Source organism: Arsenicibacter sp. R0_47 (assembly GCF_057652235.1).
In genome coordinates, this window is record NZ_JBYFCJ010000014.1 from 86,884 (window position 1) to 101,796 (window position 14,913).

Sequence of the window (14,913 nt, forward strand, 5' to 3'; positions counted from 1 at the left end):
TGAAAAAAGCGATTATGCATTAAAGGTAGGGTGGATTAAAATAGCCCGGGAGGGGATTGATAATATCATACAATCTGTCGAAAAAATGATATAGATATTACCCTTTTTTTTAGCCTTATTTTGAGTTCATTATACGTTCTGATCGTTTGCCCTTTTCGGCCGTTGTACAATAACGCAGAAAAAACAACAACTATCATTGGCTGACGTGACCTGGTTCGAGCGATAAACCGATAGCCAATCTTACTACAAAACTGACATGAAAAAACGTTTGGTCCCTATTCTCCTGGCCGTTCTGACGGGTACCCTTCCGCAGCTTGCGAAGGCACAGTATCCGACCATTCCGCCTGATGTTCAGAAGGCGAGTGACGCGCTGCTGGACGAAGCCCGCCGCCAGTCGGACCTTGCCTGGCAAAAGGCATGGCCGGTTATTCAGAAGGAGGCCCGGGAAGGCAAACCATATATTCCCTGGGCGGCTCGTCCGGTCGATTTACCGCAGGCTCCTATCCCGGCGTTTCCGGGCGCTGAAGGCGGCGGAGCCTATTCGTTCGGTGGCCGCGGGGGTAAAGTATACGTGGTTACCAGCCTCGAAGACAGCGGACCGGGAACCCTGCGTGATGCCTGCGAACAGGGCGGTGCGCGGTTTGTCGTATTCAACGTGGCGGGGATTATCCGCCTGAAAAGCCCGCTGATTATCAGGGCGCCATACATTACTATTGCCGGTCAGACGGCACCCGGCGACGGTGTCTGCGTGGCGGGTGAATCGGTCTGGATCAATACCCACGACGTGATTATCCGCTTCATGCGCTTCCGCCGGGGCGAGACGTTTGTCGGCCGCCGCGATGACTCGATTGGCGGTAACCCGATCGGCAACATCATGATCGATCACGTGTCGGCCAGCTGGGGGCTCGACGAGAACATGTCGATGTACCGCCATATGTACAATGACAGTACCGGCAAGACGCTGGAAGATAAGCTGGGTACGGTAAACATCACCATTCAGAACTCAATTTTCTCGGAAGCCCTTGATACCTGGAACCACGCGTTCGGCAGTACGCTGGGCGGTGAGAACTGTACGTTCATGCGGAACCTCTGGGCCGACAACGCAGGCCGGAATCCGTCGATCGGCTGGAACGGTATTTTCAACTTTGCCAACAACGTCATCTTTAACTGGGTGCACCGGTCTGTGGATGGCGGCGACTACCGGGCAATGTACAATATTATCAATAACTACTTCAAGCCGGGGCCGCAAACGCCAACGACCAGCCCCCTTGCTTACCGGATTCTGAAACCTGAGTCGGGACGCAGCAAACTGGGTTACCTGACCTTCGGCCGCGCCTATGTGAACGGCAACATTGTGGAAGGCAATGAGCGCGTGACGAAAGATAACTGGGACGGTGGTGTGCAGGTAGAAGACTTGGCCAACGCAGGGAAGTACAAGGATCAGATTTACTGGAAAGAGCCGCTGCCGATGCCGGCGATTACCATTTTACCGACGAAAGACGCTTTTGGCTACGTGCTGGCCAATGCCGGTGCCACCCTGCCGAAACGTGATCCGGTAGATACGCGGATTGTCGAGCAGGTGCGCACGGGAAAAATCACCTATCTCCCGAACGTAAAACTGCCGGAAACGCAGTTCAAACACCGTCGCCTGCCGATTGATTCGTACAAAAACGGCATCATCACTGACATTAGCCAGGTAGGCGGTTACCCTGAATACAAAGGGACCCCGCACGTGGATTCCGACAGCGACGGCATGCCCGACAGCTGGGAATCGAAAAACGGCCTGAACCCGAAGGATGCGTCGGATGCCGGTAAGGTGCGGGGCAAGGACGGCTATACCAATATCGAGGTATACCTGAACAGCGTAGTGCCGGTCGCTCAGGTAAAACCGGCGAAGTAGCTGGAGGTAAGCAGGTTTATTACCACATAGCCACATAGAAGAACAAAGATTTATAATCGCTTATGTATCCTGTGTCGCTATATGGTAAGTCAATTTTCAAACACGACTTCAGCCTGGTTTGTCAGTGTTAGTGCCTTTTAGTTAACCATTATTATGAATAAGGTCAGATTCCTGACAGGACTTGTTGCCGGTTCGCTGCTGTTGCCTGCTTCTGTGGAGGCGCAGGGAAAGAAGCCCGTGCCGGTACCACCTGTAGCCGCCGCGCGGGACGGGCAGTTGACCTATGCACCTGATGAACGCGGAAACCGCATTCCGGACTTTTCGTATGCCGGTTATCAGGCCGGTGAACGGGCAATTCCGACAGCGGCCATCCGCGTCGTGGTACCCGCTCAGAAAGGTGATGCCACGCGCCGGATTCAGGCGGCCCTGGACTACGTAGCGACGCTGCCCGTCGGATCCGATGGCTTCCGGGGAGCAGTTTTGCTCGGTAAGGGCGTGTTCGACGTAGCCGGTAGCCTGCGGATTACCGCTTCGGGAGTGGTATTACGTGGGTCAGGCATCAAGGCAACAACGCTGCTCGGCACCGGTATCTCGCGCGAAAGCCTGGTGTCCATTTCAGGTAAACCGGACCGCCGTACCGAACCGCCGGTGCGGATAGCCAGTGCCTATGTGCCGGTTAATGCCCGTACCGTTCAGGTGCCTGCCGGACAGGTGTTTGCCGCCGGCGATCCGGTCAGGATTCAGCGGCCATCCACCAAAGAGTGGATTCAGGTGATTGGTACTGACCATTTTGGCGGGGGCGTAACGGCCCTTGGCTGGAAACCCGGTCAGCGCGATCTGTTCTGGGACCGTACCGTTGTGGCTGTGCAGGGTACTGAATTGACACTGGACGCACCCCTGACAACTGCCCTGGACTCGGCCTATGGGGGTGGGACTATCGCAAAATATCACTGGAAGGGCCGGATTCAGCAGGCGGGCATTGAAAACCTCCGGCTGGAATCGACCATTGATAAAATGCAGCCGAAAGACGAAGAGCACCGGTGGACGGCCATCACGCTTGAAAACGTGCAGGATGCGTGGGTGCGGCAGGTCGTTTTTGCGCACTTTGCCGGTTCGGCGGTGAACATTCAGGAGACAGCCCGCCGGATTACGGTAGAAGACTGTCAGTCGCTGGCGCCGGTGTCGGAAATCGGCAATGAGCGCCGGAATACGTTTTACGTAAAAGGGCAGCAGGTGCTCTGCCAGCGTCTGTATGCTGAATCGGGCTACCATGATTTTGCGGTGGGCTACTGCGCCACCGGTCCGAATGCCTTTGTGCAGTGCGAATCGCATCTGCCATACAGCTTCAGCGGCGGTATCGACAGCTGGGCATCGGGCGTCCTGTTCGACATCGTTACCATCGACGGCCATGCCCTGCGGTTTGCCAACCTCGGGCAGGACGGGCAGGGGGCAGGCTGGGCCGTGGCCAACAGTGTCTTCTGGCAGTGCAGTGCGGCACGGGTGGAGTGCTTCCGGCCGCCAACCGCGCAAAACTGGGCGTTTGGCACCTGGGCGCAGTTCAGCGGCGACGGCTACTGGGACATGTCCAACGAACACATTCAGCCGCGGAGCCTGTATTATGCCCAGCTCCGGGAACGGCTCGGTGAGGGCGTTGCGGCCCGCACCATCCTGCTGCCGGTCGAATCAGAAGCATCGAGCAGTCCCAAAATTGAGGTGGCCGCCGCGCTGACCAGACAGGCGGTTAACCCCGCTCCGACACTCGCCGCCTTTATCGACGCAGCCTCGGTGCGTCAGCCGATTCCGGTTGAATCGCCGGCCAAAACGATTGATGCTATCGGCGTACCGGCCTCACCGGCTCCGGTGCTGGCGGGTGGTATGCAGATCCGGCAGGGGGTACTGGTACGGAGCAATGCCCTGCTGACCGGTCGCCGCCAGGAAGTGCCGTGGTGGAATGGCAGTGCCCGTCCGCACGGGCTGGCGGGTGCCAAACCGCACATTACCCGCTTTGTGCCGGGCATGACTGGTCGCGGCCTCACCGACGATCTGGAAGCCATGACCGATTCCATGAAGCTGACGAACACAACCGTGATTGACCATAATTACGGCTTATGGTATGAGCGCCGCCGCGACGATCATGAGCGGATCCGGCGGATGGATGGCGAGGTCTGGGCGCCGTTCTACGAACTGCCCTTTGCCCGCAGCGGCCGCGAAACCGCCTGGGACGGCCTGAGCAAGTACGACCTGACGCGCTACAATAAATGGTATTGGGGACGGCTGAAGCAGTTCGCCGATCTGGCCGATCAGAAGGGGCTGGTGCTGATGCACGAAAACTATTTCCAGCATAACATCATTGAGGCTGGTGCCCACTACGCCGATTTCCCGTGGCGGCCCGCCAACAACATCAATAATACCGGTTTTCCGGAACCGGTGCCGTATGCGGGTGACAAGCGCATTTTCATGGCGGAACAGTTTTACGACGTTACCCATCCCGTACGTCGCGCTCTGCACAAGGCCTACATCCGGCAGTGCCTGACTAATTTTATCGGCAATACCGGTGTCATTCAGCTGATTAGTGCCGAGTATACGGGCCCGCTGTCGTTTGTGCAGTTCTGGCTGGATACCATTCAGGAGTGGGAGCGGGAAACCGGTAAGCAGGTCACCATCGGTCTCAGCACGACCAAAGATGTGCAGGATGCCATTCTGGCCGACGCCAGACGGGCCGCCGTTATTGACCTGATCGACATCCGGTACTGGCATTATCAGGCCAATGGGACCGCCTATGCACCGGCCGGCGGGCAGAACCTGGCACCCCGGCAGCACGCCCGGCTGACCCCGCCGAAGAAGACCTCATTTGAGCAGGTATACCGTGCCGTGCGCGACTACCGGATGCAGTTTCCGGGCAAGGCCGTGACCTATTCGGGTGATAGTTTCGACAGCATGGGCTGGGCGGTGTTACTGGCGGGCGGGTCGCTACCGAACATTCCTCCGGTTGCCGACGGGTTGTTTGCCGCTGAGGTTGCTGCCATGAAGCCGCTGACGCTTCCCGATCAACCGGCGAACCTTTGGGCGATGGGCCATGAAAAGACCGGGCTGGTGGTTTACACCGAAACGGCCGGGGCCGTAACCCTGAATTTAGCAGGTATGCCAGGTACCTATGCCGTCAAACGCATTCATCCGAAAACCGGAGCCCTAACCACATTGCCCGAAACCGTCAAAGGCGGCGGTCCGGTGACGGTGGCCGGCGAGGGGGTGATCTGGCTGAAGAAGATAAAAGAGCTGTAATACGTGATGCATACAACAAAAAAAATACTGGTTATCCTGCTGCTATCAGCCCTTTGCGTGTCCGTGAGCCGGGCACAGCTAAAGCCGCTGAAGGTGTCGGCAAACGGCCGTTTTCTGCAAACGGCCGACGGGAAACCCTTTTTCTGGCTGGGTGATACCGGCTGGTTGCTGTTGTCAAAATTAGACCGGCAGGAGGCAGAGACGTATCTCGAAAACCGCCGGCAAAAAGGCTTTAATGTGGTGCAGGTCATGGTGCTGCACACGCTGAAAGTACAGAACGCGTACGGAGATTCGGCCCTGATCAATCAGAACGTGGCAACACCACGAGTGACCAAAGGTAGTTCTCCTGCCAATGCAACGGAGTATGATTACTGGGATCACATGGATTTTGTGATCGACAAGGCTGCCCAAAAAGGCATTTACATGGCGCTGGTACCGGTTTGGGGGGCCAATGTTAAGTCGGGGCATGTGAGCCGGCAACAGGCAAAGACCTATGCCGCGTTTATTGCGAACCGGTATAAAAACCGGTCGAATATCATCTGGCTGAACGGCGGCGATGTACGCGGTGCCGACTCGCTGGCGACCTGGAACCTGATCGGCGAAACCATCAACCGTGTAGACCCGAATCACCTGATTACGTTCCACCCGCGCGGCCGCGCCTCCTCGACCGAGTGGTTCCACAACGAGCCGTGGCTGGATTTCAACATGGTGCAGTCGGGCCACAAGAGCTATGCGCAGGACACCGTATCAACCGATAAGGTACATTATGGCGAAGATAACTGGCGGCATATGCAGTATGACCTGTCGCTGAAACCGACAAAGCCGACTGTGGACGCCGAGCCGTCATACGAAGATATTCCGTACGGGCTGCATGATTTCGGGCAAACGCGCTGGACAGCCGCTGATGTACGCCGGTATGCGTATTGGTCGGTGCTGGCCGGCGGGTTTGGCTACACCTATGGCCACAACTCGGTGATGCAGATGCATAAGGACGCTGACAAAATCGGCGACTTCGGGGCCAAAACCCTTTGGCGCCCCGCTCTGGATGCCGAAGGGGCCGGTCAGATGATCTACCTGAAAAACCTGCTGCTGTCGAAATCGTTTTTCGACCGCGTACCGGCGCAGGAGCTGATTGCAAAACAAGGTGAGCGGTATAACCGACTGGTGGCCAGCCGTGGTGCAACGTATGCGCTGGTATACACCTACACCGGCCGGAACATGGAACTGAACATGGGCAAACTGCCCGGCAAAACCCTGACCGCGTCGTGGTTTGATCCGCGTACCGGTAAAACCACGGCCATCGGCGCCGTGCCGAACACGGGTGTTCAATCGTTTAATCCGCCTGGTGAGCCGGCCAACGGCAATGACTGGGTACTTATTCTGGAAGCTAAATGAAAGGACTCGCGGTAATACTGATCGGAGCGTTGCTCTGCGGGGCCTGTTCGCCGAAAGCGTACCTGTTTACGTCGTTTCACGAACCGGCCAATGAAGGGCTGCGGATGCTGTACAGTAACGACGGGTATCACTGGACAGACCTGAACCGCACGTTGCTGAAACCGGCCGTCGGACAGCAGAAGGTGATGCGGGATCCGTCTATGGTGCAGGGGCCGGACGGTACGTTCCACCTTGTCTGGACCAGCAGCTGGAAGGGCGACAAGGGCTTTGGCTATGCCAGCTCAACTGATCTCATTCATTGGTCGGAACAGCGGTTTCTGCCGGTGATGGAGCATGAAGCCACAACGGTCAATGTCTGGGCTCCGGAACTGTTTTATGACGAGGTTACCCGTCAGTTTATCATTATCTGGGCCTCAACGGTGCCGTATCGCTTTGAAAAAGGCATTGAAGATGAGCTGAATAACCACCGGATGTATTACACGACGACGACTGATTTCAGGACGTTTTCGCCGGCAAAGCTCTTTCTCGATCCCGGCTTCAGCGTGATTGATGCGGTGATTACCAAACGGAAGGCAGACGATTATGTGCTGGTGCTGAAAGACAACACGCGCCCGAACCGGAACATCAAAGTGGCTTTCAGTACGCAGGCGACCGGTCCCTATACCGGTGTCTCGGAGGCCTTCACGAAGAAGTTCACCGAAGGGCCGTCGGTGGTCAACACCGGTAAGGAATGGCTGATTTATTTCGATTCGTATCAGGACAAAAAATACGGTGCAGTCAGCACCACCGATTTTAAAACGTTCACCGATGCATCGGCCCGTATCAGTGTTCCCGAAGGCCACAAGCACGGGACCATTTTGCGGGTAAAAAGACGTTTACTGACGAGGTTGTTAAAAGGGGATAGTTAATTAAGTGACTGTTGGTTAGTTGGTTATATTCTTGTTGCTCAAAATACATATACCATATAGTCACATAGAAAAACAAAGATTTTCAATCGCTTATGTGCCCTATGTGCCTATGTGGTATGAAATCAGTTGTTCCTGAGGCACTACTTAACAGTAGATAAAAACATGAAAAAATACATAGACATACTCTGCCTGTTCCTGTTGTTCTGCGGTCCGCAGCTTTGGGCCCAGGATACGGTTCGGTATACCGGCACCACGCTGTCAAACGTGGATTACCACCATGGCCAGTTGAGTCCGGTTGTCGGGGTACATACCGTACAGGTGTTCCGCGCCAACCGCGAACATCCGGAGTGGGCAGGGGGCAACAACTGGACCTACAACCACGCGCCCATGCTGGCCTACTGGAATAACACCTATTACCTCCAGTACCTGAGCAATCCGGTAGGCGAGCACGTGCCGCCGGGGCAGACCCTGCTGATGACCTCGAAGGACGGCTATACCTGGACCAAACCGGCCATTATTTTCCCCGTCTACCGCCTGCCCGATGGCTTCAAAAAAGCGGGGCGGCCGGAAGTGGCCAATAAACTGGATGCGGTCATGCACCAGCGGATGGGCTTTTTCGTGGCAAAAAATAAGCGCCTGCTGACGCTGGCATTCTACGGGATTGTCATGGGCCCGAAAGACGACCCGAACGACGGTAACGGCATTGGCCGCGTGGTCCGCGAAATTTACGCCGATGGCAGCATTGGCCCGATTTATTTCATCCGCCACAATTCGTCCTGGGATGCCGGCAAATCGGCGTACCCGTTCTATACAACATCGAAGGATAAAGGCTTTGTGGAGGCCTGCAACGAACTGCTGGCCAACCCGCTGATGATGCAGCAGTGGGTAGAAGAAGCCGACCGCAACGACCCGCTTATTCCGCTCAAAAAAGAAGTAAAGGCATTCAGCTACTACCATTTGCCCGATGGCCGGGTAGTCGGTTTGTGGAAACATGCCCTGACCTCGATCAGTAGCGACAACGGCAAAACATGGGCCTATGGTCCGCTGCGGGCGCCCGGCTTTGTGAATAGCAATGCCAAAATCTGGGGGCAGCGCACAGCCGACGGTCGCTATGTGACGGTCTATAATCCGTCGGAGTTCCGCTGGCCACTGGCGTTATCGACCAGCACCGACGGTCTGAATTACACGAATCTGCTGCTCGTAAACGGCGAAATCTCGCCCATGCGCTACGGAGGCGCGTACAAATCATACGGCCCGCAATACGTGCGCGGCATTGAAGAAGGCAACGGCACGCCGCCCGACGGCAACCTGTGGGTGACCTACAGCATGAACAAGGAAGATATCTGGGTGTCAAAAATTCCGGTGCCCGTTTCGGATGTTGTGACGACGCACGCCAATGAAGACTTCAACCAGCTGCCTGCCGGCAAAGAACTGACTAACTGGAATATTTACAGCCCGTTACAGGCAACGGTAAAGATCGAAAAACAGTCCGACGGCAGCAAAGCGCTCGTACTTCGTGACAAGGATAAGTTCGAGTATGCAAAGGCCGAACGCGTGATTCCGGAGTCGAAAAAGCTGACGGTGGCGTTTACGGTGGTGCCGCAGCAAGCCGACAAGGGTACATTACAGATTGAGTTTCAGGACGAAAAAGGGACCCCCGCCGTCCGGCTGATGTTCGATGCCGACAGCACCTTTAAGGCCAAAGTTGGCTACCGTGACTCGGGGATTCAGAAATACGAAGCGGGTAAGGCCTACGATGTCCGCGTGGAGCTGGACCGGGCTAAACGCATGTTTACAATCTCGGTGAACGGTCAGGCCAAAGGTACCCGGCTGTTTTTTGCGCCGGTAGCATCGTTCCGCCGCGTGGTGTTCCGGACCGGCGGTGTGCGCCGTTTCCCGGATGCCGACACGCCGACCGACCAGGCCTACGATCTGCCCAATGCCGGTGATCAGGACCCCGAAGCGGTGTATGTGATTAAACGATTTTCGACAAATATGTAGAACGGAATGGTATTCCGTTCCATAGCGGTTTTAAAATAAACGCAGCACGGAATATCATTCCGTGTTACAAATGATATGATCCGATTCCTCCTCATACTGAACCTGTTAGCATCGGCCCGCGTGGAAGGGGCTGTGGTGTTGCCGCGTATTCTGGGGCATAACATGGTTCTGCAACGGAACAAGCCGCTGACGATCTGGGGCAAGGCCACCGCCGGTGAACGGGTGTCGGTGCAGTTTGCCGGTCAGCGGCCCGAAACAACGGCCGATGCACAGGGTCGTTGGCAGGTGGTGTTGCAGCCGCTGAGAGCGTCGAACGTACCGGCTGCCATGGTGATCAGCGGGACCAATACCATCCGGCTGGAAAACATTCTTGTTGGAGAGGTATGGCTGTGTTCGGGACAGTCGAACATGGAGTTTACGATGCGGAAAAACAGCAAGGTGAAGCGGCCGGTGGTCGATGGCCCGAATCCGGTCGATGAACTGGAGGTTGCCAGCAATCCGGACATCCGCATTTTTCTGGTGAACCGCAAGGAGCTGATCAAACCCGACTCGCTGCACCGTGGCTGGAGCGTTGCCCGCGACTCGGCGTTGCGGTCGTTTTCGGCACCCGCCTACTTCTTTGCCAAAGAACTGCAAAAACGGTTGCAGGTGCCCGTCGGCGTGATTTCGTCGGCTGTGCCGGGGAGCCGGATTGAGCCGTGGATTCCGGAAGAGGGGTTCCGTGCCGAACCTTTTTTCGCAAACCAGAAGCTGGAAGGGGAACCGGGTAAGTTTTATGAGCCCATGATCCGGCCGCTGGTGCCGTTCGGAGTGGCGGGATTTCTCTGGTACCAAGGCGAGTCGAACTGTTTCCTGAACGAAACAACGACCTATGCCAAAAAAATGAAAGCACTGATTACCAGCTGGCGAACTGCCTGGCAGGACACCGGATTACCGGTCTACTATGTCTCAATCGCTCCGTTTATGTACTCGGAGTCGAAGGGGAATAAAGTGGTACTGACCAGAGAAACGCTGCCTGCCTTCCGCGAGGCACAGGAACTGGTGCTGCAACTGCCCAACACGGGCATGATCGTCACGACAGATCTGGCCGACGACCTGACGGACATTCACCCGTCCTACAAGTGGGAAATCGGCCGGCGGCTGGCGCTGGTGGCGCTGAATAAAACCTACGGCCTCACGGAGATAGTTGCTTCGGGACCAACTTTCCGGCAGATGAAACGCAAAGGTCAGGCGGCCGTGCTGACGTTTGACAACCAGGGCACGGGCCTGGTCAGCCGGGACGGACAACCGCTGACGGGGTTTGTAGTGGCCGGTAAAGACGGCGTCTTTCATCCGGCGCAGGTAACCATCGACGGCAATACGGTGGTGGTCAGGGCTGAGGCAGTGCGTAAACCGGTCGCGGTGCGCTTCGGCTGGGACGAAGCGGCACAACCGAATTTAATCAATAAGGAAGGCTTACCGGCCCGACCGTTCCGGACAGATAATCCCTTGGCCAGGACATTGAACTAACGAACATGAAACGAGCGTGTCTTTTTCTGATTACCCTGATGGGGTGCTGGCTGACAACCGTCGGGGCGTCGGATGCCGGCGTATCGGCGGGGGAGCTGCGGTGCGAACTGCTGACCAATCCGGAAGGCATTGATGCGCTGCGGCCACGGTTGAGCTGGACCATTACCGGCACGGGCCGCGGGATTGTGCAGACGGCCTGTCAGGTGCTGGTTGCGTCGAGTCCGGAAAAGCTGGCGGCCAATCAGGGCGATTTATGGGATTCGGGCAAACTGAATACCGCACAGAGCCTGCATATGGGGTATGCCGGTAAGGCGCTGAAAAGCCGGACGCGCTGTTTCTGGAAGGTAAAAGTCTGGACAAACCAGGGCGAAACCAGCTGGAGCGAACCGGCTTACTGGAGTATGGGTATCCTGCATTATGTAGAATGGAAAGGCCGCTGGATCGGGCTGGACCGTGCCTTTGCGTGGGACGATGAAAAGACCTTTGCCCGGTTGTCGGCCCGGTATTTCCGCAAGGAGTTTACTGCGAAAAAAGAAATCAGTCAGGCAACGGCTTATATCATCGGGCTGGGGCTATACGAACTGTATCTGAACGGACAGAAAGTCGGCGATCAGGTGCTGGCCCCCGGCCCGACCGATTACACGCAGGGGGTTAAGTACAACGCCTTTGACGTAACAAAACTACTGCGAAACGGCGCAAATGCCATCGGAACTGTACTGGGTAACGGGCGGTATTATGCCATGCGGCAGAATTATAAACCTTACAAAATCAAGACGTTCGGTTATCCGAAGCTGCTGCTGAATCTGGATATTACCTATGCCGACGGCAGTCGGGAGGTGGTCACGACCGACGAGTCATGGAGAGTTACGGCCGAAGGCCCGATCCGGACCAATAACGAATACGACGGTGAGGAATACGATGCTACCAAAGAGCTGACGGGCTGGACCACCGCCGGTTTCGACGATAAAAACTGGCTGAAGGCCGAACTTGTGCAGGAGCCGGGCGGACAGTACGAAGCCCAGATGAACCCCAACATGAAGGTGATGCAGACCATCCGGCCGGTGGGGCTGACCCGCCTGCCCGACGGACGCTACATCCTCGATATGGGCCAGAATATGGCGGGCTGGCTGCGGATGCGGGTAACGGGGCCGCGCGGCACGCAGGTGAAACTGCGGTTCGCGGAAACCCTGCAACCGGGCGGCGAACTCTACGTCCGGAACCTGCGCGACGCCAAAGTAACAGACCTGTATACCCTTAAAGGCGGGGGCGCCGAATCGTGGGAGCCGACGTTCATCTACCACGGCTTCCGGTACGCTGAGATTACCGGTTATCCGGGCACCCCGACCCTGAACGACTTCGACGGGCGGGTGGTCTACGACGACATGGCTACCATCGGCACATTCACCAGTTCAGACCCGACGCTGGATCAGATTCACCGGAATGCGTACTGGGGTATCCTGAGCAACTACAAGGGTATGCCCGTTGACTGTCCGCAGCGGAACGAACGCCAGCCGTGGCTGGGCGACCGCAGTACCGGCGCTTACGGCGAAAGCTTCCTGTTCGACAACAGCCGGCTATATGCCAAGTGGCTCGATGATATTGCGCAGTCGCAGAAAGCCGATGGCAGTATTCCCGATGTGGCACCGGCGTTCTGGCGTTATTACGGTGATAACGTGACCTGGCCAGGCACCTACCTGAACGTAGCCGACATGCTTTACCGGCAGTTTGGCGACCTCGAAACGGTCAGGAAACATTATCCGTCGATGAAAAAGTGGATGCTGTACATGGCCGACCGCTATACTGAAAATGGCCTGGTGACCAAAGACAAATACGGCGACTGGTGCGTGCCGCCGGAAGCGAAGGAACTGATTCATGCGAAGGATCCGGCCCGGATTACCGAAGGGGCACTGCTGGCTTCAGCGACATACATTCACCTGCTGCAAACGATGGAGCGGTTTGCCCGGCTGCTGGATGTACCGGCCGATGCCGAAGCGTTTTCCGGCACCGCCGCCACCATGAAAACGGCGTTCAACCAGCGCTTTCTGAACCAGACAGCGGGTCAGTACGGCAACAATACCGTTACGGCCAACCTGTTGCCGCTGGCATTCGGTATTGTGCCGGAAACGGCAAAGCCGCAGGTAATGGCGTGTATTACCGATAAGATTCTGAACGAAAACAAAGGCCATATCAGCACCGGCGTCATCGGTACCCAATGGCTGATGCGTGGCCTGACCGATAACGGCCGCACGGATATTGCCTACCGGATTGCCACCAACCGCGGCTACCCGAGCTGGGGATACATGGCCGATCACGGGGCTACCACCATCTGGGAACTCTGGAACGGCGACACGGCCAATCCTGAAATGAACTCCGGTAATCACATTATGCTCCTGGGCGACCTGCTGGTGTGGTACTACGAGCACCTGGCAGGGATTCAGTCGGCTCCGGATGCACCGGCGTTTAAAACGATTGTCATGAAGCCAGAACTACCGGCGGGGCTGAATGCCGTCAACGCGTCGTATCGCTCGCCATACGGGCAGATTGTGTCGGACTGGAAGCGGGAGAAAAACACTTTCAGCTGGAACATAACGATACCGGCCAATACCAAAGCCCTGGTGCATATACCGGCGCAGGAAGCGGGCCGTGTGCTGGAAGGCGGTAAGAAGGCTGCTTCGGCAGCGGGGATAAAACTGGTAAAAACCGAGGCCGGACGGGTTGTTTTTGAGGTGGGGTCGGGAACGTATACGTTCAGGAGCAGCCTGTAAACGAATGATGCATATGAAACTGAATGGAATAAAAGCACTGCTGCCCCTGTTGGTTTGCCTGAGTATCGGGCATCTGAGTCAGGCACAGCTGGCCAAATGGCAAACGGGGCTGATAAAGGACGAGTTTGTAGTGGAGAACCCGCCGTTTCCGGAAAGCCACGCGGCCACGATTGCCGAAACCCCCAACGGCCTGGCAGCCGCCTGGTTTGGCGGTACTAAAGAACGCAATCCGGATGTCTGTATCTGGGTCAGCCGGTACGAAAACGGGGCGTGGGGTGCGCCGCAAAACGTAGCCAACGGCATTGTCAACGACACACTACGGTATGCGTGCTGGAATCCGGTACTGTACCAGATTCCGGGGGGCGAGCTGATGCTGTTTTACAAAATCGGCCCGAGTCCGTCGAAGTGGAAAGGCTGGCTGAAAACGTCGGCAGACGGCGGGAAAACCTGGTCGGCGGCCAACCCCTTGCCGGATGGCTTTATCGGGCCCGTCAAAAATAAGCCGGTTCTGCTGGCAAACGGTAACCTGATTTGCCCGACAAGCACGGAAGGCGATGGCTGGAAGATTCACTTTGAGATAACGCCGGATTTCGGCAAGACGTGGCGCAAGGTCGGGCCGATTAACGACGGCAAAACCCTGAATGGTATCCAGCCAAGTGTCCTGGTACATAAAAACGGCAAACTACAGATACTGGCCCGCAGCCGCGACCGGGCGTTGCTCGAAGCATGGTCGTCGGATAACGGCGAAACCTGGTCGGCCCTGGCTAAAACCAACCTGCCGAACAACAATTCGGGTACGGACGCAGTGACGCTCCGCGACGGGCGGCAGGTGCTGGTCTATAACCACGTGCTGCCCCCCGGCACCCTGGCGAAAGGACCGCGTACCCCGCTGAACCTCTCCGTCTCGGACGACGGCAAGACGTGGAAAGCGGCGCTGATTCTGGAAGATTCACCGATCAGTCAGTATTCGTATCCGTCGGTGATTCAGACCAAAGACGGGATGGTGCATGTCATTTATACCTGGCGGCGGCAGAAGATCAAACACGCGGTCGTGAATCCAAAGAAGCTGAAAACCAAAACGATTGAAAACGGTATCTGGCCTGCACTGGACGGCTATTCGCCACCCGTAGCCGGAGAAATTACAAAAGACTGA

At 56.6% G+C, this 14,913-nt stretch carries 8 protein-coding genes; all 8 read left to right on the forward strand.

Annotated features, from left to right (window positions below):
• Positions 1–256 precede the first annotated feature (256 nt).
• Complete coding sequence (locus tag AC23NW_RS21105) at positions 257–1,900, forward strand: pectate lyase family protein (RefSeq protein ID WP_487451817.1); 1,644 nt, start codon at positions 257–259, stop codon at positions 1,898–1,900.
• Positions 1,901–2,053: 153 nt separating this feature from the next.
• A complete protein-coding gene (locus AC23NW_RS21110) occupies positions 2,054–5,182 on the forward strand; it encodes a DUF6298 domain-containing protein (RefSeq protein WP_487451818.1) in 3,129 nt (1,042 codons plus the stop codon).
• Positions 5,183–5,188: 6 nt separating this feature from the next.
• A complete protein-coding gene (locus AC23NW_RS21115) occupies positions 5,189–6,577 on the forward strand; it encodes a glycoside hydrolase family 140 protein (RefSeq protein WP_487451820.1) in 1,389 nt (462 codons plus the stop codon).
• Entirely contained in the window at positions 6,574–7,485 is a 912-nt protein-coding gene (locus AC23NW_RS21120; protein ID WP_487451821.1) for a glycoside hydrolase family 43 protein, read from the forward strand. Before AC23NW_RS21115 ends, AC23NW_RS21120 begins: the two co-directional genes overlap by 4 nt.
• Positions 7,486–7,647: 162 nt before the next feature.
• A complete protein-coding gene (locus AC23NW_RS21125) occupies positions 7,648–9,486 on the forward strand; it encodes a six-hairpin glycosidase (RefSeq protein WP_487451823.1) in 1,839 nt (612 codons plus the stop codon).
• Positions 9,487–9,561: 75 nt separating this feature from the next.
• A complete protein-coding gene (locus tag AC23NW_RS21130; protein WP_487451824.1) occupies positions 9,562–10,995 on the forward strand; it encodes a sialate O-acetylesterase in 1,434 nt (477 codons plus the stop codon).
• Between the two features lie 5 nt (positions 10,996–11,000).
• Positions 11,001–13,760: a glycoside hydrolase family 78 protein gene (locus tag AC23NW_RS21135; RefSeq protein WP_487451826.1), complete on the forward strand. Its 2,760-nt coding sequence runs from the start codon at positions 11,001–11,003 to the stop codon at positions 13,758–13,760.
• A 13-nt stretch (positions 13,761–13,773) separates the two neighbouring features.
• A complete protein-coding gene (locus AC23NW_RS21140) occupies positions 13,774–14,913 on the forward strand; it encodes a sialidase family protein (RefSeq protein ID WP_487451828.1) in 1,140 nt (379 codons plus the stop codon).